This window comes from Mangrovibacter phragmitis, from assembly GCF_040429585.1.
Taxonomy (GTDB): domain Bacteria; phylum Pseudomonadota; class Gammaproteobacteria; order Enterobacterales; family Enterobacteriaceae; genus Mangrovibacter; species Mangrovibacter phragmitis.
This window is the reverse complement of record NZ_CP134782.1, coordinates 3,138,391-3,163,801: the sequence shown is the minus strand read 5'-3', so window position 1 is coordinate 3,163,801 and position 25,411 is coordinate 3,138,391. Positions and strand designations below refer to the sequence as shown.

General features: G+C 51.0%; 33 protein-coding genes and 3 pseudogenes. 12 read left to right on the top strand and 24 right to left on the bottom strand.

Annotation, left to right across the window (positions count from 1 at the left end):
- Nucleotides 1-11 precede the first annotated feature (11 nt).
- The 6 genes from citD to acnB are packed head-to-tail and all read left to right on the top strand — an operon-like array spanning nt 12 to nt 6,706.
- Nucleotides 12-305: a citrate lyase acyl carrier protein gene (gene citD / locus MPHASIOC01_RS15305; RefSeq protein WP_064600805.1), complete on the top strand. Its 294-nt coding sequence runs from the start codon at nt 12-14 to the stop codon at nt 303-305.
- Nucleotides 302-1,177 carry a citrate (pro-3S)-lyase subunit beta gene (citE, locus tag MPHASIOC01_RS15300; RefSeq protein WP_064600803.1) on the top strand — a complete coding sequence of 292 codons (876 nt, stop codon included), beginning with the start codon at nt 302-304 and terminating at the stop codon, nt 1,175-1,177. Before citD ends, citE begins: the two co-directional genes overlap by 4 nt.
- A 10-nt stretch (nt 1,178-1,187) precedes the next feature.
- Nucleotides 1,188-2,711: a citrate lyase subunit alpha gene (gene citF, locus MPHASIOC01_RS15295; RefSeq protein ID WP_064600801.1), complete on the top strand. Its 1,524-nt coding sequence runs from the start codon at nt 1,188-1,190 to the stop codon at nt 2,709-2,711.
- Nucleotides 2,708-3,247: a citrate lyase holo-[acyl-carrier protein] synthase gene (citX, locus tag MPHASIOC01_RS15290; RefSeq protein ID WP_064600799.1), complete on the top strand. Its 540-nt coding sequence runs from the start codon at nt 2,708-2,710 to the stop codon at nt 3,245-3,247. The genes citF and citX overlap by 4 nt, the downstream gene beginning before the upstream one ends.
- The gene (gene citG / locus MPHASIOC01_RS15285; protein ID WP_064600797.1) at nt 3,225-4,064 is read left to right on the top strand and encodes a triphosphoribosyl-dephospho-CoA synthase CitG; all 840 of its coding nucleotides are present in this window, start codon (nt 3,225-3,227) and stop codon (nt 4,062-4,064) included. Before citX ends, citG begins: the two co-directional genes overlap by 23 nt.
- A gap of 44 nt (nt 4,065-4,108) precedes the next feature.
- Nucleotides 4,109-6,706, top strand: coding sequence for a bifunctional aconitate hydratase 2/2-methylisocitrate dehydratase (gene acnB, locus MPHASIOC01_RS15280; RefSeq protein WP_353612874.1), 2,598 nt, complete (start codon nt 4,109-4,111; stop codon nt 6,704-6,706).
- An 84-nt stretch (nt 6,707-6,790) separates the two neighbouring features.
- Here acnB and MPHASIOC01_RS15275 read toward each other — a convergent pair whose 3' ends face one another.
- The 3 genes from MPHASIOC01_RS15275 to MPHASIOC01_RS15265 form a co-directional block, all read right to left on the bottom strand.
- Nucleotides 6,791-7,549 (bottom strand): hypothetical protein, encoded by a 759-nt coding sequence (locus MPHASIOC01_RS15275; protein ID WP_353612873.1) that lies wholly within the window; start codon nt 7,547-7,549, stop codon nt 6,791-6,793.
- Nucleotides 7,550-8,029: 480 nt separating this feature from the next.
- On the bottom strand, nt 8,030-8,365 hold the full coding sequence (locus MPHASIOC01_RS15270) for a PepSY domain-containing protein (protein WP_353612872.1): 336 nt from the start codon (nt 8,363-8,365) through the stop codon (nt 8,030-8,032).
- A gap of 104 nt (nt 8,366-8,469) precedes the next feature.
- Complete coding sequence (locus MPHASIOC01_RS15265) at nt 8,470-8,712, bottom strand: DinI family protein (protein ID WP_353612871.1); 243 nt, start codon at nt 8,710-8,712, stop codon at nt 8,470-8,472.
- Between the two features lie 77 nt (nt 8,713-8,789).
- On the opposite strand from MPHASIOC01_RS15265, the gene MPHASIOC01_RS15260 reads away from it, so the two are divergent.
- Entirely contained in the window at nt 8,790-9,209 is a 420-nt protein-coding gene (locus tag MPHASIOC01_RS15260) for a translesion error-prone DNA polymerase V autoproteolytic subunit (protein WP_064600792.1), read from the top strand.
- A 3-nt stretch (nt 9,210-9,212) separates the two neighbouring features.
- Entirely contained in the window at nt 9,213-10,478 is a 1,266-nt protein-coding gene (locus tag MPHASIOC01_RS15255; RefSeq protein ID WP_353612870.1) for a Y-family DNA polymerase, read from the top strand.
- Between the two features lie 166 nt (nt 10,479-10,644).
- Here the strand turns inward: MPHASIOC01_RS15255 and MPHASIOC01_RS15250 are convergent, their stop codons facing one another.
- The 4 genes from MPHASIOC01_RS15250 to MPHASIOC01_RS15235 form a co-directional block, all read right to left on the bottom strand.
- Entirely contained in the window at nt 10,645-10,968 is a 324-nt protein-coding gene (locus MPHASIOC01_RS15250; RefSeq protein ID WP_064600788.1) for a YdgH/BhsA/McbA-like domain containing protein, read from the bottom strand.
- A 259-nt stretch (nt 10,969-11,227) separates the two neighbouring features.
- Nucleotides 11,228-11,536: a hypothetical protein gene (locus MPHASIOC01_RS15245; RefSeq protein ID WP_064600786.1), complete on the bottom strand. Its 309-nt coding sequence runs from the start codon at nt 11,534-11,536 to the stop codon at nt 11,228-11,230.
- A gap of 261 nt (nt 11,537-11,797) precedes the next feature.
- Nucleotides 11,798-12,106, bottom strand: coding sequence for a hypothetical protein (locus MPHASIOC01_RS15240; RefSeq protein ID WP_353612869.1), 309 nt, complete (start codon nt 12,104-12,106; stop codon nt 11,798-11,800).
- 303 nt (nt 12,107-12,409) lie between these two features.
- Nucleotides 12,410-12,511 carry a YnaM/YnfT family protein gene (locus MPHASIOC01_RS15235; protein ID WP_353612868.1) on the bottom strand — a complete coding sequence of 34 codons (102 nt, stop codon included), beginning with the start codon at nt 12,509-12,511 and terminating at the stop codon, nt 12,410-12,412.
- Between the two features lie 135 nt (nt 12,512-12,646).
- On the opposite strand from MPHASIOC01_RS15235, the pseudogene MPHASIOC01_RS27685 reads away from it, so the two are divergent.
- Nucleotides 12,647-12,911, top strand: a pseudogene (locus MPHASIOC01_RS27685) (IS3 family transposase); the annotation flags it as partial.
- Here MPHASIOC01_RS27685 and MPHASIOC01_RS15225 read toward each other — a convergent pair.
- Nucleotides 12,807-13,064, bottom strand: coding sequence for a hypothetical protein (locus tag MPHASIOC01_RS15225; protein ID WP_353612866.1), 258 nt, complete (start codon nt 13,062-13,064; stop codon nt 12,807-12,809). The pseudogene MPHASIOC01_RS27685 and the gene MPHASIOC01_RS15225 overlap by 105 nt on opposite strands.
- 126 nt (nt 13,065-13,190) lie before the next feature.
- Between MPHASIOC01_RS15225 and MPHASIOC01_RS15220 the strand changes: the two genes are divergently transcribed.
- Nucleotides 13,191-13,715, top strand: a complete 525-nt coding sequence (locus MPHASIOC01_RS15220; RefSeq protein WP_353612865.1) for a hypothetical protein — start codon at nt 13,191-13,193, stop codon at nt 13,713-13,715.
- A gap of 109 nt (nt 13,716-13,824) precedes the next feature.
- The gene (locus MPHASIOC01_RS27680; protein ID WP_405027737.1) at nt 13,825-13,977 is read left to right on the top strand and encodes an integrase core domain-containing protein; all 153 of its coding nucleotides are present in this window, start codon (nt 13,825-13,827) and stop codon (nt 13,975-13,977) included.
- On the opposite strand, the pseudogene MPHASIOC01_RS15210 reads toward MPHASIOC01_RS27680, so the two are convergent.
- Nucleotides 13,970-14,329 (bottom strand): annotated as a pseudogene (locus tag MPHASIOC01_RS15210) (transposase); the annotation flags it as partial. The gene MPHASIOC01_RS27680 and the pseudogene MPHASIOC01_RS15210 sit on opposite strands and share 8 nt — an antisense overlap.
- Nucleotides 14,330-14,487: 158 nt before the next feature.
- On the opposite strand from MPHASIOC01_RS15210, the gene MPHASIOC01_RS15205 reads away from it, so the two are divergent.
- Nucleotides 14,488-14,700 (top strand): hypothetical protein, encoded by a 213-nt coding sequence (locus tag MPHASIOC01_RS15205; protein ID WP_353612864.1) that lies wholly within the window; start codon nt 14,488-14,490, stop codon nt 14,698-14,700.
- 113 nt (nt 14,701-14,813) lie between these two features.
- Here the strand turns inward: MPHASIOC01_RS15205 and MPHASIOC01_RS15200 are convergent.
- The 15 genes and pseudogenes from MPHASIOC01_RS15200 to MPHASIOC01_RS15130 form a co-directional block, all read right to left on the bottom strand.
- Nucleotides 14,814-15,041: pseudogene (locus MPHASIOC01_RS15200) on the bottom strand (integrase arm-type DNA-binding domain-containing protein); the annotation flags it as partial.
- Between the two features lie 464 nt (nt 15,042-15,505).
- On the bottom strand, nt 15,506-15,877 hold the full coding sequence (locus MPHASIOC01_RS15195; protein ID WP_271057262.1) for a TA system toxin CbtA family protein: 372 nt from the start codon (nt 15,875-15,877) through the stop codon (nt 15,506-15,508).
- Nucleotides 15,862-16,185 carry a type IV toxin-antitoxin system YeeU family antitoxin gene (locus MPHASIOC01_RS15190; protein WP_032642918.1) on the bottom strand — a complete coding sequence of 108 codons (324 nt, stop codon included), beginning with the start codon at nt 16,183-16,185 and terminating at the stop codon, nt 15,862-15,864. The genes MPHASIOC01_RS15195 and MPHASIOC01_RS15190 overlap by 16 nt, the downstream gene beginning before the upstream one ends.
- Nucleotides 16,186-16,206: 21 nt before the next feature.
- On the bottom strand, nt 16,207-16,428 hold the full coding sequence (locus MPHASIOC01_RS15185; RefSeq protein WP_032642916.1) for a DUF987 domain-containing protein: 222 nt from the start codon (nt 16,426-16,428) through the stop codon (nt 16,207-16,209).
- Between the two features lie 8 nt (nt 16,429-16,436).
- Nucleotides 16,437-16,907 (bottom strand): DNA repair protein RadC, encoded by a 471-nt coding sequence (radC, locus tag MPHASIOC01_RS15180; protein ID WP_032642914.1) that lies wholly within the window; start codon nt 16,905-16,907, stop codon nt 16,437-16,439.
- 32 nt (nt 16,908-16,939) lie between these two features.
- Complete coding sequence (locus MPHASIOC01_RS15175; RefSeq protein ID WP_032642912.1) at nt 16,940-17,761, bottom strand: DUF932 domain-containing protein; 822 nt, start codon at nt 17,759-17,761, stop codon at nt 16,940-16,942.
- Nucleotides 17,762-17,981: 220 nt separating this feature from the next.
- Nucleotides 17,982-18,422: a YgiW/YdeI family stress tolerance OB fold protein gene (locus MPHASIOC01_RS15170; protein ID WP_135695985.1), complete on the bottom strand. Its 441-nt coding sequence runs from the start codon at nt 18,420-18,422 to the stop codon at nt 17,982-17,984.
- A gap of 160 nt (nt 18,423-18,582) precedes the next feature.
- A complete protein-coding gene (locus tag MPHASIOC01_RS15165; RefSeq protein WP_029602872.1) occupies nt 18,583-19,725 on the bottom strand; it encodes a nickel/cobalt efflux protein RcnA in 1,143 nt (380 codons plus the stop codon).
- 12 nt (nt 19,726-19,737) lie between these two features.
- The gene (locus MPHASIOC01_RS15160; RefSeq protein WP_009653703.1) at nt 19,738-20,007 is read right to left on the bottom strand and encodes a metal-sensing transcriptional repressor; all 270 of its coding nucleotides are present in this window, start codon (nt 20,005-20,007) and stop codon (nt 19,738-19,740) included.
- Between the two features lie 103 nt (nt 20,008-20,110).
- Entirely contained in the window at nt 20,111-21,409 is a 1,299-nt protein-coding gene (gene nirA, locus MPHASIOC01_RS15155; protein ID WP_029602873.1) for an MFS transporter, read from the bottom strand.
- Nucleotides 21,410-21,644: 235 nt separating this feature from the next.
- The gene (locus MPHASIOC01_RS15150; protein ID WP_029602874.1) at nt 21,645-22,403 is read right to left on the bottom strand and encodes a hypothetical protein; all 759 of its coding nucleotides are present in this window, start codon (nt 22,401-22,403) and stop codon (nt 21,645-21,647) included.
- Between the two features lie 53 nt (nt 22,404-22,456).
- A complete protein-coding gene (locus tag MPHASIOC01_RS15145) occupies nt 22,457-23,377 on the bottom strand; it encodes a hypothetical protein (RefSeq protein WP_029602875.1) in 921 nt (306 codons plus the stop codon).
- 63 nt (nt 23,378-23,440) lie between these two features.
- Nucleotides 23,441-23,803: a hypothetical protein gene (locus tag MPHASIOC01_RS15140; RefSeq protein WP_223610883.1), complete on the bottom strand. Its 363-nt coding sequence runs from the start codon at nt 23,801-23,803 to the stop codon at nt 23,441-23,443.
- A gap of 149 nt (nt 23,804-23,952) precedes the next feature.
- Entirely contained in the window at nt 23,953-24,642 is a 690-nt protein-coding gene (locus tag MPHASIOC01_RS15135) for a hypothetical protein (RefSeq protein WP_029602877.1), read from the bottom strand.
- Between the two features lie 13 nt (nt 24,643-24,655).
- Nucleotides 24,656-25,393 carry a HupE/UreJ family protein gene (locus MPHASIOC01_RS15130; protein WP_009654087.1) on the bottom strand — a complete coding sequence of 246 codons (738 nt, stop codon included), beginning with the start codon at nt 25,391-25,393 and terminating at the stop codon, nt 24,656-24,658.
- Nucleotides 25,394-25,411: the final 18 nt, after the last annotated feature.

Sequence of the window (25,411 nt, the reverse complement as noted above, 5' to 3'; positions counted from 1 at the left end):
AGGACGAGAATATGAAGATTGTGAAGGAGGCGCTGGCAGGAACGATGGAGTCCAGCGACCTGATGGTTAAAATCGCTCCCGCAAATGGTGAGCTGGAAATCATTATTAACAGCGAAGTGATTAAGCAATTTGGCGAACAGATCCGACGGGTTGTGACAGATACGCTGCGCAAAGTCGATGTTCGTGAAGGTTTGATCATGATTGATGACAAAGGTGCACTGGATTGTGTGATCCGCGCACGTTTACAAAGTGCCATTCTCCGCGCAGCAGATGTGCAGGATATTGACTGGGAAAAACTGAAATGAAAAAACTCCGTCGCAGTATGTTGTTCCTGCCGGGAGCCAATGCCGCCATGCTTTCTACTGCATTTATTTATCACCCGGACTCTATCATGTTCGATCTTGAAGATGCCGTGGCGTTGCGTGAGAAGGACACCGCTCGTCTGCTGGTATTCCATGCGCTTCAACACCCGATGTATCAGGGGATTGAAACTGTGGTGCGCATCAATCCGCTGAATACGCCTTTTGGTCTTGCTGATCTGGAAGCGGTGGTTCGCGCCGGTGTTGATGTGATTCGCTTGCCGAAAACTGACACACCTGAAGATATTTATCAGTTGGAAGGCCATCTGGAACGTATTGAAGCTGACTGTGGCCGTGAGCCTGGATCAACCAAAGTGATGGCCGCCATTGAATCAGCGATTGGCGTTATTAATGCGGTTGCGATTGCGCGTAGTTCAAAGCGCTTGATTGGTATTGCTCTGGCGGCATTTGACTATGTGATGGACATGCAAACAGAGCGAGGTGACGGCACGGAACTGTTTTACGCGCGTTGCGCGGTACTTCACGCTGCCCGGGCAGCCGGCATTGATGCATTTGATGTTGTCTGGTCTGACGTTAACGATGAGGCTGGCTTTCTTCGCGAAGTGGAGCAGATCCGCAAGATGGGCTTTAACGGTAAGTCATTGATTAACCCCCGGCAAATTGAGTTGCTGCATAACGCTTACGCGCCGACCCAGCAGGAAGTGGATCATGCATCTCAAGTCATTGAAGCCGCACAAGAGGGGGCTCGCAATGGGTTGGGGGTTGTGTCGCTGAACGGAAAAATGGTTGATGCCCCGATAATTAATCACGCTCAAATGGTACTGGAGCGTGCCGCTGCTTCTGGCGTGCGCCGCTAAGGACAACATCATGAATCAAACAGAACATCTTCATAAACAGTTTCCTCACCTGAATCTGAAACCTTTCGAACGTGCGCACACGGCAACCCCGTGGCTGGATGACATCGACAGTAAGCATCAACGCAAGTTGTGTTCTTCTCTGGTTGAGGCAATTGAACGCAGTGGGCTGCGTGATGGAATGACCATCTCTTTTCATCATGCTTTCCGTGAAGGGGATCGGGTGATTAATCGCGTTGTGTCACAACTGGCTGCGATGGGTTTCAAAAACCTGACACTGGCGTCCAGTTCGCTGATGACCTGTAATGACGAACTCATTGAGCATATTCGCAACAACGTTATCTCCCGTATCTTTACTTCAGGAATGCGCGGCAAACTGGCGGAAGCGGTTTCTCATGGCCTGATGGATGAACCAGTGCAAATTCATTCCCACGGCGGCCGCGTTAAATTGTTGCAAGATGGGGAGTTAAATATTGATGTTGCCTTCCTGGGCGTGCCGTGCAGTGATGAATTTGGCAACGCCAATGGCACAGGAGGCCCGGCATGTTGTGGTTCGCTTGGCTATGCAATGGTGGATGCGCAGTTTGCGCATAAAGTGGTGGTGCTGACCGAAAAAGTGGTGCCATTTCCAAATATGCCCGCCAGTCTGGGCCAGGACCAGGTCGATTATATTGTGCAGGTGGATAGTGTTGGTGACCCTGACAAAATTAGTACCGGTGCCGCCCGTGTCACCAGTAACCCGCGTGAACTGATGATTGCCCGCCAGGCTGCTGAGGTCATAGAGCATTCCGGTTACTTCAAAAATGGTTTCTCGATGCAAACTGGATCTGGTGCTGCTGCAACGGCCTGCACTCGCTTCATGGAAGAGAAAATGGACCGTAATGGTGTCAAGGCGAGCTTTGCGCTTGGCGGTATTACCGGTAGCCTGGTCGATCTTCATGAAAAAGGGTTGATAGAAAAACTGCTTGATACCCAGTGTTTTGACAGCCAGGCCGCCGCCTCACTGGTGCGCAACCCTAATCATATTGAAATTTCAACCAATGTGTATGCCAATCCGGGCAGCAAAGCTGCCTGCTGCGATCAGTTGGATGTAGTTATCCTCAGTGCTCTGGAAATTGATGTTGAATTTAATGTCAATGTTATTACCGGATCGGACGGCGTGATGCGCGGTGCTTCCGGTGGGCATTGTGATGTCGCCGCCGCTGCTAACCTGACGATAGTGGTCGCACCGTTGCTGCGTAGCCGTATTCCTACCGTAGTGAAACGCGTTACCACGCGTTTAACGCCTGGGGAAAGCATTGATGTGCTGGTCACTGACCATGGGATCGCGGTAAATCCCGCCCGCCCGGAGATTCGTGAGCGTCTGGAAAAAGCGGGGCTGAATGTGGTGGCGATTGAGGAATTATACCAGCGCGCTATTTCTCTGACTGGCGTGCCAGAACCGATTGCGTTCACCGATAAAATTGTCGGGGTTATCCGTTACCGCGATGGCAGCGTGATTGATGTCGTCTACCAGGTTAAGGAAGCAGAAGCATGACTATCGCGACGCCTGTGAAAGCAGGTGTCAGCCTGGATGCGCTGCTCAGCGCGAGAGACAATCGTGCTGAGCGACAGACAGGCTGGCTGACCCACTACCGTAGAACAGTGATTTCGCTGACCCTGGTTACGCCAGGGGTTGTGAAGGATAGCATTCGTTATCGCAATACTATGGGGGTGGCGCTGCAGGCCTGCGATCAACTGCTGTGGCAGCAACGATGGCGCGTCTTGGATCGCCAGGTGCTGTGGCTACCCACAGGGCCAGAAGCAATGTGGTGCGTGGACCATGACGCCAGCGAAGTGAAAGCGCTCAGTACTCTGCTTGAACAAACGCATCCACTGGGACGACTGTGGGATATCGATGTGATTTGTCCACAACAAGGGGCTATTGGCCGTAAAGCCTTAGGGCGCGAGATGCGTCGCTGCTTGCTGTGCGATGAACCTGCTCATGCCTGTAGCCGCTCCCGCCAGCATTCGCCAGAGCAAGTGATCGCGTGTGTGGAGGCTATGATCGATGACTGGTTTGCCCGCGACTAAATGGATTTTTCCTGATGTTGCAGCCCTGGCTGAAGAGGCGCTGCTTCGGGAACTGGAGCTAACGCCGAAGCCGGGGTTGGTCGACAAAGACAACAACGGTTCGCATAGAGACATGGATTACCGTTTGTTCCAGAAGAGTATCACCGCGATTTCGCCCTGGTTTCGGGTGTTTGCAGACCAGGGAGGGCACTATGCACATTTGCCTGTGGATCAACAATTACAGCTGCTGCGTCCTTTAGGCATAGCCTGCGAGCAGGCCATGTTTGCCGCGACGGGGGGAGTTAATACCCACAAGGGCGGTGTTTTTTCTCTCGGGTTACTTTGCTTTGCTGCGGGACGTTTACAGGCGCAAGGGCAATGGTTTAGCCATGAGAGGCTGTGCGATGAAGTTAGCAAAATGTGCCAGGGCCTGGTAGCCGGTGAGCTGGTGGGCCGTAATGAAAAAGAAATGACAACAGCAGGTGAAAGACTATTTCGTCGCTATGGGCTGCGCGGCGCAAGAGGTGAGGCCGAAAGTGGTTTTGCTACTGTCCGTCATCATGTGTTGCCGTTCTGGTATCAGGAAACAGAAGTACGACAGCTTCACAGCGCGCTGCTCAGACTAATGGCTGTCAATCCTGACAGTAATTTGGTGTCGCGTGGTGGGCCTGATGGACTGGCATTTGTGCAGAACTATGCCGCTGAATTGTTAAAAAATGGCTGGGCGCGCCACGATCTCTGCGCAATGGATAAGATCCTCATCTCCCGCAATCTTAGCCCGGGTGGGAGTGCGGATCTACTTTCTGTTTCCTGGGTGCTGGCGTCAATTCAGGCGTAGCGATTCGGGGTAGATCCCTCGCATTATTCATAAGGAATTTAATTGTGTTAAATGATTATTGCCAGGCGCAGGCCGGGCGTGCGGCTCAACATATTCCTCCTCTGCCGCTGAATCAACACCAAATGAACTCACTGACTGAGCTTCTGAAAAATCCACCCGTGGGCGAAGAGACTTTATTATTACATTTGCTCGCGCATTGTGTTCCGCCTGGTGTTGATGATGCTGCTTGTGTTAAAGCCGAATTTCTGGCTGCAATCGCGAAAGGCGAAGCAATTTCTCCATTGGTATCACCGCAAAAAGCAGTCGAACTTCTGGGGACGATGCAGGGCGGTTACAACATTGAACCGTTGATTGCGGCACTGGACGTGCCGCAACTGGCACCGATCGCCACCAGTGCGTTATCGCAGACACTGCTGATGTTTGATAGTTTCTATTCCGTTGAAGAGAAAGCAAAAGCGGGAAATACCTTTGCACGGCAGGTGCTTCAGGCGTGGGCCGATGCACAATGGTTTCTCTGCCGACCATCCATCCCTGAAAAAATCACTGTAACGGTTTTTAAAGTTACGGGTGAAACTAACACCGACGATCTCTCCCCGGCACCGGATGCCTGGTCTCGGCCCGATATTCCGCTTCATGCGCAGGCCATGCTGAAAAATGCACGCGAGGGCATTGTGCCGGATGAACCAGGGGTAGTGGGGCCTGTTACGCAGATAGCAGAGTTAAAGAATAAGGGATTTCCTCTGGCCTATGTGGGCGATGTGGTGGGTACCGGTTCTTCGCGCAAGTCTGCCGCTAACTCTGTGCTCTGGCATATGGGTAATGACATCCCGTTTGTTCCCAACAAGCGGGCTGGTGGCATAGTGCTGGCCGGGAAAATTGCGCCAATCTTTTTTAATACCATGGAAGATGCGGGAGCATTACCAATAGAAGTGGATGTGACTCGCCTGAATATGGGCGATGTAATCGATATCTATCCATACCAAGGGGAGATTCGCCAACATCAAGGAGGGGAGTTAATCGCCACGTTTACGCTTAAAACGGATGTGTTACTGGATGAAGTGCGTGCCGGCGGGCGAATTTCACTAAGTATTGGGCGAAGCCTGACTGCCAAAGCCCGTGAATCCCTGGGTCTGCCAGCAAGTGATGTTTTTCGGCAGGCTAAAGAAGTGGCAACTGGCCAGCGCGGATTTACGCTTGCTCAAAAAATAGTGGGACGAGCTTGTGGTTTACGGGGAGTGCGTCCTGGGTGTTATTGCGAACCAAAAATGACGTCAGTGGGATCCCAGGATACTACGGGGCCAATGACGCGAGATGAACTTAAGGATCTTGCCTGCCTCGGTTTTTCGGCCGATCTGGTGATGCAGTCTTTTTGTCACACCTCAGCGTATCCGAAGCGTGTCGATGTTCAAATGCAACAGACCTTACCGACTTTCATCATGAACCGTGGCGGTGTCTCATTGCGCCCGGGGGATGGTGTTATTCATTCCTGGCTCAACCGGATGTTGCTGCCCGATACTGTGGGGACAGGAGGTGATTCGCATACGCGTTTCCCTATTGGGCTTTCCCTGCCTGCGGGCTCAGGTCTGGTAGCATTTGCTGCTGCAACGGGCGTTATGCCGCTCGATATGCCTGAATCGGTGCTGGTACGCTTTAAAGGAACTATGCAACCGGGCATCACTTTACGCGATTTGGTTCATGCTATTCCGTATTACGCTATCCAGCAGGGGTTGTTGAGCGTTGAGAAAAAAGGGAAAAAAAATATCTTCTCAGGCCGAATTCTGGAGATAGAAGGGTTGTCCGAACTCAATGTTGAACAGGCTTTTGAACTTACAGATGCCTCTGCGGAACGCTCGGCGGCGGGTTGTACTATTAAGTTGAATCTGGAGCCTGTCGTGAAGTACCTGCAATCGAATGTTGTACTGTTGCGCTGGATGATTGCAGAAGGGTACGGTGACAGACGCACACTGGAGCGACGTATCCATGGAATGGAAAAGTGGCTTGCTGATCCTCAATTACTGGAAGCTGATACTGACGCTGAGTACGCCGCCGTTATCGAGATAGATTTGTCGGAGATTAAAGAACCTATCGTCTGCGCACCAAACGATCCTGACGATGCCCGCTTACTCTCAGAAGTACAGGGAACGAGCATTGACGAAGTATTTATTGGTTCCTGCATGACTAATATCGGTCATTTCCGGGCTGCCGGTAAGCTGCTGGATGAACATCAGAGAGCCTTACCGACCCGGCTATGGGTTGCTCCGCCAACGCGTATGGACGCATCGCAGTTGATGGAGGAAGGTTACTACAGTGTATTTGGTAAATGTGGTGCCCGCATTGAATCGCCGGGCTGTTCCTTGTGTATGGGGAATCAGGCGCGCGTCGCTGAGGGTGCCACCGCAGTGTCAACCTCTACGCGTAATTTTCCCAACCGGATGGGGACGGGTGCGAATGTCTACCTTGCTTCTGCTGAACTTGCGGCTATCGCAGCACTGACCGGGAAACTTCCCTCACCAACAGAGTATCACCGGCGGATGTCCGAGATTGCAGACACTACTGCGGATACGTATTGTTATCTGAATTTTGATAAGATCCATCAGTACACTGATAAAGCCAGAGATGTCATTTTTCAGACACAGCCTTAGTGCATTCAGGCGCAACACCTGGCAGGTATGTTCTGCCTGCCAGGGCATCAGAGTTTCGCCATGTTGGCCCAAATGACTCAGTTTTCAATGTGCTGACCGGGCTGCCTGCTGCCTGAACAAAAGAATTGCAGTCAGCATGAAAGCCACCAGCGCTGCTGAAGCGGAATATCGACTGAGTGCTAAACCACCAGCGCTAAGGGGTTTGTCGAGAAAATCACCGACTACGGCACCCAGCGGCCGGGTCAGGATGAACGCAGCCCAGAACAGCAGTGTGCGGGACACCTGTGTCCAATAGTAGGCCGCTACAACCAGAGCGAGCAACCCGCTGAATACCACTGCCGCACCTGTATAGCCCATGCCAGCCGTATCTGCCATCCAGTCTCCCAGCGCCGTACCCAGTGTCTGGGAAAACATGATAGTCAGCCAGTAGAAAGCTTCCGCTTTGGGTGAGCTGATAGTGCTTACTGATACCGAACCGAGTGTGCGATGCCAGATGAGGAGCGAGCCGAGCAGTAAGGCCAGCAGTAAGCTCGAACCGCCTGCGTAACCAATTCCGAGCGAGCGATCAGCGAAGTCGGCCAGTGTCGTGCCGACTGTTGTGGTGGCAATGATAGTGGCCCAGTATAAAAACGGGTTAAAGTCTCTGGCCTTGATCTGTGCGAAGACAGCAGACAGGAAGAATACAGCAAAGATGCCTGTGCTAACCAGGTAACCGAGGTTCATTGACATCGAGACGGCATCCCCGCCGGTTTCACCAAGTGTGGTGGCTGCAATCTTGATGAGCCAGAAAACCAGAGTGACTTCGGGCACTTTGGCCAGTGCGTGTTGAGTGTGTGTATTCATTTGTTATGCTCCTGGATGAGTCGTTTCCTTGAAAACTGCCAACGGAATTCAGCAGAGCTACGTCCGTATCACAACTTTGCAGTGCGTTTGGTTTGGGTAACGCTGACAGTGTTTTGCCGGGCACATGCAAACATCGGCAACGCTGGGCTTAAACGTTCTGCTCTGGTCGCCCCCCCGGCAACGTCCTGGCTTTGGACAGGTTCCCTCCTGCTGGTTGGCGGCCCTTGTCCGCGGTGGTGTTCAGGCTCGTGCCGATGAGGCGAACTTTGTTTATGCCGCGCTACCCGAGGCGTGTTGTTCGGCGATATTGTGCTGGCGCTGGTTTGGTTACAAAGGCAGGTGTGAGGCCTGCGCCTGACGGGCTCCCCGAGGTGCCCGTTTACAGTCAGTAATACTCTGCGTAACGGTGCAGAGTATTACTGACCAACGGAACCGCGCCCGGCTGCGTGTTATGCGCGATTTGGCCATACAGGCAGACAATCAGTCTTGCGCATCGTGACCGTCGTCGTGATCCACTTTGTCCTCGGCAGATGAAAGGATCGTGCCTTTATTAGCATCAACACGGACATCAAAAACCTTTGTCCCGCTGACGACTTCCACGTCATACACCCAGCCTTGCTTCGAGTTTTCATACTCTGCGCGTGATGCCTTGCCATTGGCATGCTGTTCGGCAACGGTGACAGCCTGAGTGAGTGGAATTCTGGCGTTGGTTACCGCCAGGGCATCATTCGCCACGCTCTCTTTGGCTGCCCAGGCGGTAGTGCCAGCCGATGCAATAGCGAGAGCCAGCAGGGAAAGTTTGGTATAACGGTGCATAATGTTCCTCCAAAAGTGTGCAGGGATTTGCACAACCCATGGAGAAACTACACTGGCACACTTAGCATATACTTAGTGTTGGCGGAAGCTGAATGTATAGCTTGTTATTCATCCGTAAGCCACATATCCGCTTCTTCAAACATCTCTTGTACAACCCTGCTTATTTGTTCCTTTTCGTGCTTGCTGGCGTCTGTGTTGATTGCGGGTAGTGTCATCATTGGTTTAACCCGAACTTCTGCATCCGGAAAGATACGCTGCACTCTCTTGCTTAATTCGCCCAGGATGATATCCCTTGCGCCCGGCAAACCATCAAAATTCCTTTTGTCATAAACGAGTTCCACAAACATGCTTTAACTCCTCTTTACTGGGTATTTTCACAGTATATACTGTATGTATAACCAGTATCAACCTGAGAGAGTTTATTATGCGGTTTTATTCACCAAACGAACTGCGCCAGGCAATTGCGCTCCCTTTATTTAGCGATATGGTTCAATGCGGTTTCCCATCCCCAGCCGCAGACTACATAGAACAACGTATTGATCTGAATGAGTTACTGGTCGTACACCCGAGCGCCACGTATTTTGTGAAAGCCAGTGGCGACTCAATGATTGAAGGGGGAATTAGTGACGGTGATTTGCTTGTTGTCGACAGTTCACGCACAGCTGTGCACGGTGACATCGTGATAGCGGCTGTAGAAGGTGAGTTCACTGTTAAACGGCTTCAACTGCGCCCCACCGTGCAGCTTAATCCAATGAATAGTGCCTATTCGCCAATTGTTCCAGGCAGTGAAGATATCCTCGATATTTTTGGTGTTGTGACTTTTATTGTGAAAGTGGCGAGTTAAACCATGTTTGCGCTCTGCGATGTAAACTCTTTCTACGCATCTTGCGAGACGGTATTCAGGCCAGACCTGAAAGGGAAGCCAGTAGTTGTGCTTTCAAATAACGATGGCTGCGTTATTTCCCGCAGCGCCGAAGCGAAGGCGTTCGTGGTGATGGGGGAGCCCTATTTCAGGCAAAAGGAGGCTTTTCGGCGGCACGGTATTACGGCGTTCAGCAGCAATTATGAGCTTTACGCTGATATGTCTGACCGGGTGATGACAACACTGGAAGAAATGAGCCCCTGCGTGGAAATCTATAGTATTGATGAAGCCTTTTGTGACCTGACCGGGGTCCGTAACTGCAAGAGTCTCTGTGAATTTGGCAAGGAAATTCGTTCTACAGTGCTGAAGCACACTCACCTGACCGTAGGGGTGGGCATTGCGCAGACGAAGACGCTTGCCAAGCTGGCAAATCATGCAGCGAAAAAGTGGCAGCGGCAAACAGGGGGCGTTGTTGATTTGTCGAATGTTGACCGCCAGCGGCGGTTGCTGGCACTGACTCCAGTGGAAGAGGTATGGGGGGTTGGCAGGCGTATCAGTAAAAAGCTCAACGCTATGGGTATTAAAACCGCCTTTGATTTGTCAGAACAAAGCACCAGGGTTATTCGCAAACACTTCAACGTAGTCCTTGAACGCACTGTGCGTGAACTGCGTGGTGAGCCCTGCTTTGAACTGGATGAGTTTGCCCCAGAAAAGCAGGAGATAGTGTGTTCACGTTCTTTTGGTGATCGCGTTACGGAATATGAGCAGATGCGGCAGGCTATATGTTATTACGCTGCGCGCGCGGCTGAGAAATTGCGAGGGGAACACCAGCACTGCCGTTTTATTTCAGCGTTCGTTAAAACATCGCCGTTTTCCCCGAATGAGCCATACTACGGCAATAGTGCCTCAGTGAAGCTGCTGACACCGACACAGGACAGCAGGGACATTATTAATGCTGCGTTAAAATGCCTGGACCGTATCTGGAAAGAAGGGCACAGGTACCAAAAAGCTGGAGTCATGCTCGGCGATTTTTTCAGCCAGGGTGTTGCTCAGCTCGACCTGTTCGACGAGAACGCGCCCCGCAAAAACAGCAGGCTATTGATGAACACTCTTGATCAGTTGAATGCAAAAAGTGGGAAGGGCACGCTTTATTTTGCCGGGCAGGGTATTAAGCCGCAATGGCAGATGAAGCGCGATATGCTTTCACCACGGTACACCACGAGGTATGGTGATTTATTGTTGGTGAGGTGATGTGAAGTTATTTACATACTTAAGCCCTCATTCGCGGGGTTTCATTTCTCTCTGGCATTATTATCCCCTGAATCACACCGCTTGTGTCTGCCAGATGAAAATGGCTTGTCAGTAAATAATAAGAATGGATGAAGAACATCCATTCTTATTGGCAAACAAACACGGGTTATTTATACAGCGTTGCTTCAATGGTTTTGTGATCTGTCTGGCCTTGTGAACCAGTAATAACATAGTATTTCCCGCCTTGCTCTGCCGCTTCATGTTTCAGCGACGCATTATCTACAGAAAAGCCTTGTTGAGTGACAGCAATTGTACCAATTTTTTGGTGGTTAACAGCTTGTGCCGGGCTGATTTCTTGTGGCTGTGGTGACACTCTTGCCAGCGCATCACCAGGGTCTGCAAAAAATGAGTTAAGCCCACTGGCATAAACGGAACCAGATAAAGAAGCAAGAGCAAGGGTAATAATGGCGAAAGTTTTTACGTTTTTCATGGTCTATCTCCGGTAATGGTTATCCGCATTTTCTTGCGTGACTATGAGATTACCAGGAGAGACTTAGCCAATGCTGAGTACTTATTATATTTTTGTCGGGAAATGTCATTTTTCTGGTCATTAAAAAAGAAATTTCAGTAGAAAGTATCGCTGGGAATGTGGACTGGAGTATGGCTGAAAATAGTAGTGGCAGGCAATAAATAATAACCGGCGCTGCAAAGTGGCAGCGCCGGCAGGGGCAGAGTAATAACAGAGTGGTTTATAAATTAAACGGGGCTTCACAGCTGTGGTAATTAGGGTTGCAGTAATGACTGGTGCTGCCGGTTTTCTTGGCAATCTGCCCCGGATTGAGGTTAAACGGCGCTTCACAACTGTGATAATTGGGGTCGCAGGTCTGTGCAGCCGGGTGGACGGCAGGGGCGATTTTATCCTTATTCAGGGTAAACGGAGCCTCGCAGCTGTGGTAATTGGGGTTGCAGTACTGGGTTGTGGCAGCCTGTGCGTAAGAGGCTGCAGTAAATGAGGCCAGGGCCAGTACAGTGGAAGTCAGCAGCATTTTAATATTCATGGTCTTTCTCCGGTCATTATTATCCGCATCTCTTGCGTGGTTCTGAGATTACCGGGTGAGACTTAGCTGACACTGAGTGTTTATTATATTTTTGTCGGGAAATATCCTTTTTTTGCTGGTCATTAAAAAAGAAATTTCAGTAGAAAGTATAGCTGGGAATGTGGCCTGGGGCGTGGCTGAAAATAGTAGTGGCGGGCAATAAATAATAACCGGCGCTGCAAAGTGGCAGCGCCGGCAGGGGCAGAGTAATAACAGGGCGGTTTATAAATTAAACGGGGCTTCACAGCTGTGGTAATTAGGGTTGCAGTAATGGCTGGTGCTGCCGGTTTTTTTGGCAATCTGCCCCGGATTGAGGTTAAACGGAGCTTCACAACTGTGATAATTGGGGGCGCAGGTCTGTGCAGCCGGGTGGGCGGCCGGGGCGATTTTATCCTTATTCAGGGTAAATGGAGCCTCGCAGCTGTGGTAATTGGGGTTGCAATACTGGGTTGTGGCAGCCTGTGCGTAAGAGGCTGCAGTAAATGAGGCCAGGGCCAGTACAGTGGAAGTCAGCAGCATTTTAATATTCATGGTCTTTCTCCGGTCATTATTATCCGCATCTCTTGCGTGGTTCTGAGATTACCGGGTGAGACTTAGCTGACACTGAGTTGATGATCTGTTATCCGGGGCTGGTCTTACTGCAGCAGAGAAGAGGGAGGAATAGGTGGTAGACAACAGAAGCTTTCATTGGGGAAATGGGTACAAGCCAGCTGATAAAGGCTGGCGAATCAAGGCAGAACGTAGCCATAATTTTCGACGGAGGAACGTCAACGTGGTACAAAAATTCCCTTCCAAAATTGATAAATTACTTTCCAGAACAACGTTGAGTTAAAATTAATCCGGATTGTTTGAGACGCCAATCCAGATTTTTATCATGCCGGTTAACACCAACCCGAAGGAAACCAGAACTCCTGAAATGAGTAAAAAGGTTATCATATGCTGGCCTGTCTTTTGCTGAATGTATTCATTAGGCAATAATGTTTGCTGAAGGTTCAGAAAATTGCGTGCCAGCGATTGATATTACCCAGCATTAGTGGACCCGCGACTAAGTGAGTAAACTCTCAACCAGCGGTGGCTCATGAAAAACCAGTATCAGCGGCCAAAAAAGCCCACAAACAACACACACAAATTCCGCGATGAAGCCCTGAAGCTTGCTGAATGCATTGGTGCCGCTACCCGTGAACTCAAGCTTTATGCCTGGAGTAGCAAATAGCAGCAACAAGTAAGTTCGTTAGATAGTGAAAGTGAACTGGCTGCTGAAGATGCATGCCTCAGACGACAACGGGCAGAACAGGCCGGGAAACTGGCCATATCCAAAGACGGCACCACCTTGCTGCACACCTTCCACGACGCGGGTATTGCTGTCTGAATGCAGAACAATGAAAGTGCCACGCCGGAGGCGGGCACGGTAAACGGTAGCACACTTGCGGACCGGGAAAGACAGGTGCCGGGAAACAAATCTGGCGCGTTGGGTTCGCGCTGAATGCATCTTCGTGTGGTTTCGGTAAGTAGTCTTATATTAAATCTCTCACAAAGAACACTCTGGCAGAATGTTCTGTACTTTTTTTCCCATGTGCCGATAACGGAAATGATTTATCAATCATGGATGTATTATATGAAAAGCTCTTTAATTCAAGGTTATGCAGTTGCAGTAATTTTCCCATTCCTCCTTACTGGTTGTGCAGCATCGTTCCAGCCAGTTTTACCGGATTATACCGGCGCGAATGCAGCCTATTTACGCTTTGACAACAGCCCTGTTTATACCAGCCTGAGAGAGGCATCCGGTCAGCTTCTCGAGCCTGTTCCCTATACCGTCAAATGGTCGGGCGAGCCAGGTAAAGAATACAGTGTTAATGCTCGCTTCTCGATTATGGGGATTAAGTCCAGTTACGGAAAGAAAGTTAACGGAAGTGGGCCCGTTTCGCCGGGATTTGCATCTAAAAGCTACAAAGAGTACAGAGTGAAAGCTGGCGAAGTATATTCGATTCAGTGGGTGTTTACGGAAAAAGGCATGTATAGCAGTTCGGATCGTGTATGGTCCGCGTCTGTGACTCCTGTTGCCGGGCATACATATGAAATTACCCTCGGTGGCGGGTCTGATGGCAATGACGTTGTTATTTCAGATGTCACCAGCCACTGAGTTAGCAGTGCCGGGAACTGAAGTCTAATCGCCTTCATGTCAGGCTTCAGTTCCTTTACCCCATCTGCTAACTCTATCGTACCTTTGAAGTATCTTTAATTCAGAGACTGTGGTGAGTGAAGTACGTCAGTGGGTGGATAAATTTACCCACTGGTACAATGAAGAGCACCATCACAGCGGGATACGGTATGTGACGCCGGGCAATGTCACTGTGGTGAAGATAATTCCCTGCAGAAGCAGCTGTCCACTTCCCGTTATCTGAGACACTCATGATTAGAATTTTCTAACTGTTTCCGGTACATCTCCGGAGGGAGATTATTTAAACTTTCATGAGTACGGTTCCGGTTATAATCCTGCTGCCAGAACCATGCCATCTCTCTGACCTGACTCAATGATTCAAACAAATAAGCGTTTAAAAACTCCCGGCGGAATGAACCATTGAACCGCTCAATGAATCCGTTCTGTTGCGGTTTGCCCGGCTGAATATGGCACAGTGTAATATGATTATATTCACAGTAATTCAGCAGGTTAACTGATATAAGCTCCGGGCCATTATCGACTCTGATTTGCTCAGGCAGTCCTCGCTCTTCTTTCAGCCGCTCAAGTACACGGATATGGGGATGGAATTTATCCCCTATATGGGGCAAAGCTTTGACGGCTCCCGCTATCCCCTTCTGGCTCGGCTTCATCCGTCAATGAAATTACCCTTCGATATGCGTGGTGAATTTGTCAGGGGGGGGATAACGGGCGCGGTGTCGATGCTGGTCGCGCGATGGGGCAATGGCAGGCGGATGCACTCCAGGATCACACCCATGCTTACTACACCATTTACCCTGGTGGCGATACAGACAGAGGTTCACAACCTTCTGTCTTTTCAATTGATAACGCTACATGGTCTACCACGAATGGTGCCGGGTCGGCCCGTGTGGCGTCGGAAACGCGCCCGCGAAATATTGCATGGAATTTCATCGTGAGGGCGAAATAATGACTGTCACGCTTGATGAAAATGGGAATGCAGTTGAGACGGGAACGGTGACGGATGAGGTCGCATCAGCAGCCAGTAAAAAGGCCGCGTTAATTGATTCAGTAAACCACTTCAGCCCGAGCTTTCGCAAGTGTAAGGTGAGGATAGGTTCCTAAGCTCATCTTAGTTCGCTTTTTAGTCACAGGCACTGCATATCTGAAATACCAATTTTTCTTCCCTCCTTTCGAGAAGGGGGCGATTCGTAGGATCAAACCATCACCGTCAAAAAGGTTAACCTCTTTCTCGGCAGGTTTGGTGCTTTTGATTTCAGTGTCAGTGAGCTTCTTAGCGATTTTTGCCATTTTGGGACCCTCGGTTTTTGGACCCTTCTTAGTGGGTCCCATTCAGGGTGCCATAACTCGTAGTTCTCAGCAATTCTCACTGGACGACAATAGACGTAAAAAAGCCCGCAGAGCTTGTGCTGTGCGGGCTTAGTAGACTTCATTGAACTTCAAACAACTAAAAATTTGCTGGCGGAGTCTGAATTGAGTTTGTAATTAAATGAATTTATTGAATTAATGTCTAATTCAACTTTTCGTTGGTGCCTAAGAAGGTGCCTAAAATTTTTACCATCTTCTTTTGGTGAGAAATGAGAGATTGGTTTACAGCACTTAGGGACTCATAAGGCTTCGATCTTTGCTCATGGTAAAATGAGAAATATTATCAATATTTATTTGATTTTTTTTAATGTCAGATGCGATGCCGTTGCTATTTCCGCTACTGTAGCGGAAATAGCAACACATGAGCAGCATGTACTTAGAAAAATTTAAGATCTGGGCAACAGCCCGATGTTCTTTTTGGCACGCAGAATATCCGTTGCAGTAATGAAGGGGGGTTGCTCTCGCCATGTAAATCCCTTGCGGTCGATACGAGCCAGTTCGTACTTTTCGACCAGGAAATTAACAGCATCGGCAAGCGTTATCCCCGCATCGATATGCTCCTCAATGGCCGTGTCGTCATGAAATGGTGTGTCGTTGAGTGTGAGGCCGTAGTGGTGCTCCAGCAGATACGTTAACAACTGCTGCCACACCATTACGGGCGACAGGCGTGACGAAACCGGCACCGTGGCCGGTACAGATGAAAATTTGCATGAGTTGGATCCTGATAAAAGAAGAGAAGGTGTTACCTGGTTGCAAATGCCTGAGGATAAATAACGATGTAAACATAGCCATGAGAGCCGAGAGTGTCAGCTTCACAAGTTAGTCCGTTATGATACAACGTGACGCAATGCTGATGGCGCGGATTTAGTTCACCGGTTGTCAGCATCAATTCAAGCTGTTTCATCACTAGCGGAAATGCCTGATCCAGACGCAGTGCCTCCTCCTCGTTAAACGTACCACTAATACCTGCACGGTCCGCCAGAAAATGCAGGCGACAGCCTTCCTGCACAAGCCTTGCACCGAAGCACGGCGAGATGTCGCGCTTCAGTCCCCATGAATTTTGCATTTTTCTACTCCTTATTTAGTGTCAGTTGGTGGTGATGCACATCAGGCGTGTATACGGACCGTGGTTGTCACGACGGCGTTCTGCGTAAACCGCCAGCACACCGGAAATCTCCGCGACATCCTGACCGGTATAATGACTGGCGCTGCCGTGCCACTGGTATTTGCCCGTGCAGTAGCGAAAGATCCGGGAATCCGGATGCTGTCGCTGAATCGCCATCGCGGCCTTTTTATCGATGATTTTCATGGTTAGCCTCATAGCCAGCCACGTTCAGCAAAAGAAAGCACATCGATGCCAACAATAAGATGGTCCAGCACCCGCACCTCTACCATAGCCAGCGCGTTCACCAGATGTTGAGTGATGTTTCGATCCTGTTTACTCGGTTCTGTCTCTCCGGATGGATGGTTATGGGCCAGAATCACAGCGGCAGCGTTATGGCGTAGTGCCAGTTTCACCACTTCGCGTGGATGGACTTCGGTATGGTTAATCGTGCCCGTAAAGAGCGTCTCGCATTCCAGAAGACGGTTCTGATTATCGAGATATAAAACAAGAAAAACTTCGCGCTCCTGCAGAGCAAGACGCAGTTGTAGCCAGGTTTTGGTGAAGGTAGTGGAATTAAATTGTTCGCCAGGCTGGCGCTGATATTTTTCCAGTAAGCGGAGAGCGCGACGAATGGTGCGTGCTTCAGTTACCGGAAGATCAGGAGGTAGATTTATCTCTGACATGACAGGGCCTTGGAGGTAATAGTTAAAGTCGTTTATGAAGCAAGTTGAAGCATATTTTCAGCCATCACCCACAGAGCGCGATTGAGCTTTACGTCTCCGTCGATACCTTTGACAGCACGGGTTTGAGCACGCTGACCTTTCGTCGTTCGTCCTGACAGTCCGCCTTTTATCAAGTTCTCCTGAATGCGTTGGTAAGTGGTCCATAGGTCGTTGCTATCATCCTGCCAGCGGCGCGGGGAAAGGATTTGCGATTCCGTCACCGGCTGATGCTCTTCACCAAAGCGATAGGTTAATGCCGCTTTTGCCATCGCCTGCTGTGCTGGTGGAGGTAACAAAAGCGACTGCATGGCATCCCGCTTCTCCTCCACCCGGTCAAATATCCCCAGCACTTCGTAAGCCCCTTCAATGACTTTCTCCACCACATTGCCTTTATGTGGCACACGTACCTCACCAAAACTCTCACCGCAAATCAGCCCGTTCTGGCAGACTGCACGAAATAGCCCCGGCAACATCTGATATGAGCTGGAGCCGTCATGGCTGTTGAGCAGAATGATTTCCGGTACCTGCTTACCGGTTATTTGCCCTACCCGGCGCAGGCGCAGCATGTGTTTCGTGTGCTCTCGCTTGCTCTGGTCACGCACTCGGGTCTGGCAGGCAAAGAACGGCTGAAAGCCTTCACGCTGGAGGCTATCAAGCAGGGTAATGGTCGGGATGTAGGTGTAGCGATCCGAGCGGGATTCGTGCTTGTCAGTACTAAATACACTGGGTACATGGACCATCAACTCGTCATTTGTCAGTGGGCGGTCGCGGCGAATCTGGTTAATCCGTCCGAAGCGGCTGGCTAATTTCATGATAAAACTCCTTTGTGGTTAATGGCATAAATGCAGAAAGGCCGCGCTTCCGGTAAAGAAGCGCGGCCTTTCTGCATTGATTTGGTGTTGCAGGGGAAAACTCTTTGTTGTTGGGGGATGCAACAGCTAGCTAATGTCTGCTATGAGCGATCAACGGACATTCAAATGACGAACTACATATGAACTGGACAATGTAGTTCGTCATACTCATGATCCTTCAAATTTAAGGCTTTTTGATCACCTCAACGTTCAGGCTCGTAGTGCCATTCTCACGGCTTATCTGCCCGCTCACACGCACCAAATCCTGCGCATCGAAGTGCTGCCCGTTCCAGACTTTCTGTGGAATACGAACTTTGATGGTTCCGGTTGGATCGCGGAACGTATACCACTCTTCCTGCTGCTGGCTGATGACATTGCCTTCCAGTGTGATCCACGCCCCTTCGTGCATCGACGGCACGGCCTGAATGCGGCTTTGACTGTTTTCCTGCTGAACCTTATGACCGGCATACATGCGTTCAGTGGCGACTGGCTCTTTCTCTGCGGAGAAACCGCCTTGCGCTGCCAGGGCTGGAATGACGATGAATGAAGCGAGCAACACGCCGGTGACGTTGACGAGCTGGCGACGAATCTGACTGAAGTATTGTTTTTGCATAGCAGGTTCCATTTATGATTTCACATCCTCCCAGGGGGGATGCCTTTATAATAAATGAGCGGCTATAAAAGCTCAATTGCAATCCCCTGTGGGGGATGAAAATGTGACAGGCTTCAGAGATAAAAAACCCACCAATTGGTGGGTTCAGGCATGTGGCTTTTACAAGAGAAAATCAGCGGGTAACGCCGATCCAGCCATGGTAGCCCATGTAAATGCCGACCAGGGCTATCAGTACGCTTGAGAAGTATGGGGCACGGCGTGCCAGAGTATCCAGGCCACTCCAGCGTTTGGTTGCCTGGCGAACGCTAAACGCCGCAGCTGCACCCACAGAAACCAGCGTAATTGCTAAGCCGATGCTGAAACACAGTACCAGCGCGGCACCGAGCGTAAATTCCTTCACCTGGATGCAGAGCAGCAGAACGGTGATGGCCGCCGGGCAAGGAATAAGTCCGCCGGTCAGCCCAAACAGGATAATCTGCCCGGTGGTTACGCTGCGATTGGCAAAACGTTTCTTGATGTCGTTCGCATGGGCTTTTTCGTGAGCGTCCTGGTATTCGCGGGAATTAACATCCAGCCCCTCCAGTGCGGAGTGATCGTGGTCATGGTCGTGACCGTGCTCATGCTCGCGAAACTCCACATCATAATCGTGTACATGCCCACGATGGCCTAAAGACAGGCGCACATCAAAACTGTGTGGCTCAGGGATCGCCAGGGCTGATTCCATAAACCCGTCTTTTTCAACGAAGTCGAAAACCTGAGAATAGGTTCCATTGCCCCGCCTTGTGGCTACAGAAATGTTGCTGGCTTCCCACTTTCTGCCGCTGAGCGTACGTAAACGCCAGTGAGGTGGCTGTCCTTCCTCGAAAATAGAGAGTTCAACGCTGCCGTGGCCGGTATCTATAATCCGGGTTTCATCATGTTCGTGATGACCGTGGGAATGCTCCTCTTCCTGCTCCATTTTCCATAGCTTCTCACCGCGCCAGGTACGCCAGAACATCCATGCTGCCGTGGCAAGAATGATGATGGCCGAAATTAACTGGAACCAGGGCTCCGCAGATTCAGCGGTGAATTTCTGACTGACATACATCCCACCCATGGCAATGAGCCAGACCACAGAGGTGTGCGAAATGGTCGCCGCCAGTCCCAGCAGAACCGCTTGTTTCACCGTTCCACGAATAGCCACAATAAACGCCGCCATCATCGTTTTGGAGTGTCCTGGCTCCAGTCCGTGCAGCGCACCCAGCAGGATAGCGCTGGGAATAAACAGCCAGGCATTGGCTACGCCTTGCTGCAGAAGAGCAGAAAAATCAGTCATGTTTCGCTTGCCTTAAAGATATTTGGTGATCTCTTTAAATTCGCTTAGCGTTGTTTCAGTTCCGGCATGATCGGCATGAAGCGCATCCTCCAGGCAGTGATCAAGATGGTCATGAATTAAGGTACGCTTTGCATTCGTTATCGCTTTTTCAACCGCATGCAGCTGTTGGGCGATATCCAGACACGCTTTTTCATCTTCGAGCATCTGGATGGTACTTTTCAGGTGCCCGGCGGCACGCTTAAGTCTTTTAATAATGTCAGGGTGTGATGCGTGAACAGTCATATCTTATCCTCTCCAGGTGGAGGGGATAAGATAATGTGTATCATCGCTATGGTCACATTTTTTATCGGCTTATCCTCTCCTGCCTGGTTGTCTTTCAGGGAAATTACTTCTCTTTCTTCGGCCATGACGGATGTTCATCGTCGATGACGAAATCATGTTCATGAGTGGATGCATTATTCGTTTCGGCGTCGGTATGGCTGTGCAGCTGAACATATTCTTCATGCTCAGGACGCCAGATAAGCACGGCGGTGAGCAACGACAGCGCCGCTACGATGGTCAACGCGATGAACGAAGCCTGTGTGCCCCATGTCGCGCCGACCCATCCGGCCAGCGGATAAGTCACCAGCCAGCATGAATGCGACAATGCAAATTGAGCGGCAAATAGCGCGGGTCTGTCTTCCGCCGTTGATGAGCGGCGCAGCAGGCGGCCACTGGGGGTTTGAGAAAGTGAATATCCGACGCCCAGCAATGCCCAAAGCACAACCAGAGTGAAGTAATCCATCAGGAAAATACCCAGCCCCAGGCCAATCACCAAAAGCGCGGCCCCCACAAGCATCGGCATGCGGTCGCGCATTTTGTCGAGGAGTCTCGGGAGAACCAGTGCAGACACCATCGACCCGACACCGAAGAAGGCCAGCGCAATGGCAGTCGAGCGCTGTGATAAACCAAAGTCAGCCTGTACCAGAACAACGGTATTGACGATAACCATCGCGCTTGCCGCTGCTACGGCCATATTGAGTGCCAGCAGACCACGCAGCCTTGGTGTTTTCAGGAAGATGCGCATGCCTCGCGTCGTTTTGTCATAGACGCTGCGTTTGACGGTTAACGCTTTCATTTTTGGCAACGACACGGAAACAACCAGAGCCGCAGAGGCGAGGAATCCGACTGCCGTACCGGCAAACAAATTATGGAAACTCATGACTGTCAGCAGCGCCGCCGCCAGCATCGGGCTGATAACGCTTTCAAGATCGTAGGCCAGGCGTGACAGAGACAGCGCCCGGGTATATTCACGTTCGTCAGGGAGAATGTCCGGGATCGTCGCCTGGAAAGTCGGTGTAAACGCTGCCGAAGCAGACTGCAGGAAGAAGATCAAGATGTAGATTTCCCAGATCTGAGTGACAAAAGGCAGCGCGATCGCCACCAGAGCGCGGACTAAGTCCAGCGTCACCAGCATGGTGCGACGCGGGAATTTATCGGCAAAGGCCGCCGCTACCGGCGCAACCAGAATGTAGGCGCTCATCTTGATAGCCAGCGCGGTACCCAGCACAGCACCAGCCCTGTCTCCGGCCAGATCATAAGCTAGCAACCCCAGCGCGACGGTCGCCAGACCGGTGCCGATAAGGGCGATAACCTGTGCCATAAACAGGTGGCGATAGGTACGATTAGAAAGAATATTGAGCATCAGGAATTCTCTTGGCTTAAATTTACATCCCCCCCGGGGGGATGATGAAAGCATAGAGGGACCTGGAAAAAATGACAAGCATTATCCTGGTGGGGAGGATGAGTGATTTACCAACCATCTGATATGTTGAATAAAAAAAGCTTCAGGTATCCCAGCGTTATACCTGAAGCAGCATAAAAAGTGTCGAAGGTGTTATCACCGCTTCCTTGCGAAGCCCCTTCTGACGAGAAAGGTGTTAACTCAGAAGTCCCAGGCAGGTTTTCAGACTCAGCCGTGTGGCTTCAACATCGCTATGGACGATGGTGCACCAGTCATCACGGTTAGCCCGAACGTCGTCCAGCCAGCTATTCAGCGCCTGATTGAAGGCCATGGTTTTCTCGCGCTGAGGCCAGCTCATCTGGTTAGCGCTGTAAATATCCTGCCCGGGCTGTGGCATCTGTACGGTTTGCTGCGTCGACATCCGGGAAGTCACCGACCAGGTATCAGAGTTGCCATCCCAGGAAGGCATCACCGGGAAGCCCGCGCCGCGCAGGGCTATATCCCAGGTGGCATCAAACAGGCATGTTTTCCCGTTTAACTCAAAAGTCACGGTGTCATGAAATCCCTGGGTTTGCGGCAAAATAGCCAGTATTTCCGGAGGAACGGGCAAGTCAGCCCAGTCAAACTGCACCAGTTTTCGCCTTGCTGTAATCCCACCGGCAACCAGCAATCGTTCGGCCGCGGCGGCTTTATGACGACAGTCGCCAAAACCCTGCTCAAACAGGCTCATGCTTTGGTTATTCCATGACCCAAGCTGATAGGGCATTCGCCTGACCAGTTCAAAAATGGCTCTCCGCAGTTCCGTTGAGCCCGGTTGAAGCCCGAGCGACTGTAAAATCCAGCCCGGCGTTATCGTCTCCTTAGCAGTGCGGCGAGCGATAATTCTTTGCCATGTATCACTGACTTTTTCGGCCAGAGAGGCTGCCAGGGTTTCCCCCGGCAGTAATGTTGTCATCAGCAACGCTCCTGTGGTGGTGAGAAAATGTCTGCGCGTCAACATATCGGGCGTTACACCTCCACGCTGCGACGAAGTGCCGACATAACCAGTGATTCACAGACCACTTCATCGTCCTGTTCACGGTTTACCCCAGGGAAAACCATTTGACTCACCGGGGATGAACGAAGCCGGTGATAACGGGCAATCGCGCCATTCATTCCGCCCATTTGCTTACGTCGAACCAGCCGGAGTCCTTGCTCCCACGCGACTTCATCCATCGCGCTCGCCAGAACAGGATCATGATTGAAGATTAAGACGCCATCCCCTTTCAGCAGACGGGCTGCGCTGCGAAGGAATGCCGTGTAATCCTGTTCGAAATAGGCTGCGGCCTGAGAGTAGATAATATCGACCTCACCGGCCCGAACTCCCTGCTTCTCCAGTACGCACAGCCCGGCAGCCGTCACGTAGGGATGCTCAGTCACCCCCTTTGGCAGCGATTCGTGCCATGGCGTGAGATTGGTGAAATGCAGGAATGCGCTCTCCCCGAGCTGCTCCCTGAAGCTCTGGGCAAGTCCGGAAATTGCCGCCTGATGGCTGGTCGCTTCTTCAGCACGAAAACCTGCCCAGGCAGCACCAATTTCAAGGAAGGTGACGGTACCGTTTTTGTGATGAATGTTTTTTGCATGGTGGGCAATATCGAACCCAATTTCTCGCGCCAGACGAAACGAACCACCGCTGGAGGTCCAGGGGCCATCGAAACCAAAGGCAAGAATGGCTTTCAACATCGAGCCCGTTTCTTTGTGCATCATTTTCAGGAACGGAATGACCTTACGTCGTGAAGGAACAGGGACGTTCGGACGCAGTTTTTTGGCCTGGAGATCGCGATTAACGCCCATGCACAGTGTCTGCCAGTGCAGAGGGGTAATTCGATAATTAAGTTCAGTAAAATTACGCGCAATCTCGCGACGCGCCTGTATGGAGTCTGTGTACATAGCCTCTCCGCTAAATCTGAAGTTGGTAAACGCCAGGAAGCAAACTGCTACCGGCAACAGCCATCAGATCTGGCGGGTGCTTGGAGGGCGGTAAATGATGTCCGTGGCCTTAACCGGGCTGCGAAGATCGGCAAGCGGCAACCATCTGTCTGCTACAGGAGAGAGGGAGATCTCCACAGAGGGCGGCTGCTGAGGGGTTTCATGGAAATGGTCTGTCTGATGATGGCCTGCGTGACCAGACTGAGGGATATCCGAGTCGTGGGAGTGATCCTGCACTGTCATGGTGACTTCTGCATCATGCAGATTCATCTCGTAACCAGTCAGGCCGTTGGTACCGTGTGACGCAAACGTGCCCATCGACGACATCATCATGCCAACGGCCATGATGACAATCATCAGAATATAACGGGGTGAACGTTTAAACATCAGATACATCGCTGGCGTTTCTCTCAGGCAGTCTTCATAACATAGAGAAAAGATTAGCATCCCCCCGGGGAGGATGTAAGAGGCGAAAGTGTAAAGTCTTGTATTGCCGGAATGAATAAGATGGGCCCGCATTATACGGGCCCGATTAATCAGATTACGCGCTTAATGCTCTGGTATTCGCCATTGGTATCAAGCTGGATAGTAATCGTCTTTGAACCACGATTTCGCCAGAACCAGCCATGCTTACCGTCAAAGGCCGCCTGCAACACACCATCCTTTGAGGTTATCTGGCGGCCCTTACCATAGCCGTGGTAAAACCCTTTCGGTGCGTTAACCGGATCGCCGTGTGCATCCACGTTGACAGGTCCAGAGCTTGTCCACTGGTAAGTCACCCGGGCATCCTTACGCATTTCCATCTTAACTTCAGCCGCTTCATTCGGTTTCAGAGTAATTAACAGCTGATTGCGCTGAGAACCGGCAGTTGGGGCTTCTGGCGCACGAGTTGTCGCCGGAACGCTCAGCTCCGGGTAGTTGTTTTGCGTGATTGTCGGCGGGTTATCCGCCACCGGGCGCTCATTCGTCGGAGTGGTTGACTGCCCCCACTGGCTCGTACTCGCCTGTTTGTCCGTGGCGGCTTCCTCCGCCAGCTGCGTTTTGATTTCGCCCATCTGTTTAAGGCCCAGCAGGCGGCCAACGCCCGTTGGATCGATACCATATTCTGAAGGCATCACGATGGTTATCAGCAGCGTTAAAGCAACAATAGCCGCCAGGATAGTGGACTGCATCAGCTTCATCGCAGATGGCAGCTCTGCGCGGGTCGGTAAATCGGTGTTATACATTCTCTTTTCTCCCTCAGGCTAAAACGTAGCCACAAATCTGGTAACTCATTAACAGGAAACCGGCGCTCATCATCACCACATTGGCGGTGTAGGCATGGCGGAAAAAGCTCGCCGTCTGCCGCCAGTAACTCATGATGATAAGGATGGCGCTCAGCGCCAGAAGCTGACCTATCTCGACCCCGACATTGAAGGCAATCAGGTTGACGAACAGGCCATCGGGGGAAATTTCGAACTCCTTGATTTTGGTCGCCAGGCCAAAGCCGTGGAAGAAACCAAAGATAAGCGTCGCCATCTTCGTATTAGGCTGAAAGCCAAACCAGCGCTGGAACGCGCCAAGGTTATCAAGGGCTTTGTAGACCACAGACAGTCCGATAATGGCATCAATGAGATAAGCGCTTACGCTGATGTCAAAGAACGTCCCAATGAGCAGCGTTGTGGAGTGTCCGATAGCAAACAGGCTGACGTACAGCCCGATATCGCGCATTTTGTAGAGAAAGAAAATCACGCCGAACAGAAACAGCAGGTGATCGTAGCCGGTCACCATATGCTTCGCGCCAAGGTAGATAAACGGGATGATGTTAATCCCGGTGATTTCCTGGATGTACCCTTTGTCGCCTTCGGCTACGCCATGTGCGGCCGCACCCTGGCTGTAGAAAAGCAATAACAATATGAAAAACAGACAAGCCGAACGCGCCTGAGTCGAAAACAGGCCACCGCTCAACCGGCCTTGTAAATTAAGGCAGGTGTTCATACAAAATCCTTACAGTTT

Coding starts and splice junctions, on each gene's coding strand:
- citD (WP_064600805.1), top strand. CDS start 12: ATGAAGATTGTGAAGGAGGCGCTGGCAGGAACGATGGAGTCCAGCGAC.
- citE (WP_064600803.1), top strand. CDS start 302: ATGAAAAAACTCCGTCGCAGTATGTTGTTCCTGCCGGGAGCCAATGCC.
- citF (WP_064600801.1), top strand. CDS start 1,188: ATGAATCAAACAGAACATCTTCATAAACAGTTTCCTCACCTGAATCTG.
- citX (WP_064600799.1), top strand. CDS start 2,708: ATGACTATCGCGACGCCTGTGAAAGCAGGTGTCAGCCTGGATGCGCTG.
- citG (WP_064600797.1), top strand. CDS start 3,225: ATGACTGGTTTGCCCGCGACTAAATGGATTTTTCCTGATGTTGCAGCC.
- MPHASIOC01_RS15275 (WP_353612873.1), bottom strand. CDS start 7,549: ATGAATACACACACTCAACACGCACTGGCCAAAGTGCCCGAAGTCACT.
- MPHASIOC01_RS15270 (WP_353612872.1), bottom strand. CDS start 8,365: ATGCACCGTTATACCAAACTTTCCCTGCTGGCTCTCGCTATTGCATCG.
- MPHASIOC01_RS15265 (WP_353612871.1), bottom strand. CDS start 8,712: ATGTTTGTGGAACTCGTTTATGACAAAAGGAATTTTGATGGTTTGCCG.
- MPHASIOC01_RS15260 (WP_064600792.1), top strand. CDS start 8,790: ATGCGGTTTTATTCACCAAACGAACTGCGCCAGGCAATTGCGCTCCCT.
- MPHASIOC01_RS15255 (WP_353612870.1), top strand. CDS start 9,213: ATGTTTGCGCTCTGCGATGTAAACTCTTTCTACGCATCTTGCGAGACG.
- MPHASIOC01_RS15250 (WP_064600788.1), bottom strand. CDS start 10,968: ATGAAAAACGTAAAAACTTTCGCCATTATTACCCTTGCTCTTGCTTCT.
- MPHASIOC01_RS15245 (WP_064600786.1), bottom strand. CDS start 11,536: ATGAATATTAAAATGCTGCTGACTTCCACTGTACTGGCCCTGGCCTCA.
- MPHASIOC01_RS15240 (WP_353612869.1), bottom strand. CDS start 12,106: ATGAATATTAAAATGCTGCTGACTTCCACTGTACTGGCCCTGGCCTCA.
- MPHASIOC01_RS15235 (WP_353612868.1), bottom strand. CDS start 12,511: ATGATAACCTTTTTACTCATTTCAGGAGTTCTGGTTTCCTTCGGGTTG.
- MPHASIOC01_RS15225 (WP_353612866.1), bottom strand. CDS start 13,064: ATGCATTCAGCGCGAACCCAACGCGCCAGATTTGTTTCCCGGCACCTG.
- MPHASIOC01_RS15220 (WP_353612865.1), top strand. CDS start 13,191: ATGAAAAGCTCTTTAATTCAAGGTTATGCAGTTGCAGTAATTTTCCCA.
- MPHASIOC01_RS15205 (WP_353612864.1), top strand. CDS start 14,488: ATGGGGCAATGGCAGGCGGATGCACTCCAGGATCACACCCATGCTTAC.
- MPHASIOC01_RS15190 (WP_032642918.1), bottom strand. CDS start 16,185: ATGCAAAATTCATGGGGACTGAAGCGCGACATCTCGCCGTGCTTCGGT.
- MPHASIOC01_RS15185 (WP_032642916.1), bottom strand. CDS start 16,428: ATGAAAATCATCGATAAAAAGGCCGCGATGGCGATTCAGCGACAGCAT.
- radC (WP_032642914.1), bottom strand. CDS start 16,907: ATGTCAGAGATAAATCTACCTCCTGATCTTCCGGTAACTGAAGCACGC.
- MPHASIOC01_RS15170 (WP_135695985.1), bottom strand. CDS start 18,422: ATGGAACCTGCTATGCAAAAACAATACTTCAGTCAGATTCGTCGCCAG.
- MPHASIOC01_RS15165 (WP_029602872.1), bottom strand. CDS start 19,725: ATGACTGATTTTTCTGCTCTTCTGCAGCAAGGCGTAGCCAATGCCTGG.
- MPHASIOC01_RS15160 (WP_009653703.1), bottom strand. CDS start 20,007: ATGACTGTTCACGCATCACACCCTGACATTATTAAAAGACTTAAGCGT.
- nirA (WP_029602873.1), bottom strand. CDS start 21,409: ATGCTCAATATTCTTTCTAATCGTACCTATCGCCACCTGTTTATGGCA.
- MPHASIOC01_RS15150 (WP_029602874.1), bottom strand. CDS start 22,403: ATGACAACATTACTGCCGGGGGAAACCCTGGCAGCCTCTCTGGCCGAA.
- MPHASIOC01_RS15145 (WP_029602875.1), bottom strand. CDS start 23,377: ATGTACACAGACTCCATACAGGCGCGTCGCGAGATTGCGCGTAATTTT.
- MPHASIOC01_RS15140 (WP_223610883.1), bottom strand. CDS start 23,803: ATGTTTAAACGTTCACCCCGTTATATTCTGATGATTGTCATCATGGCC.
- MPHASIOC01_RS15135 (WP_029602877.1), bottom strand. CDS start 24,642: ATGTATAACACCGATTTACCGACCCGCGCAGAGCTGCCATCTGCGATG.
- MPHASIOC01_RS15130 (WP_009654087.1), bottom strand. CDS start 25,393: ATGAACACCTGCCTTAATTTACAAGGCCGGTTGAGCGGTGGCCTGTTT.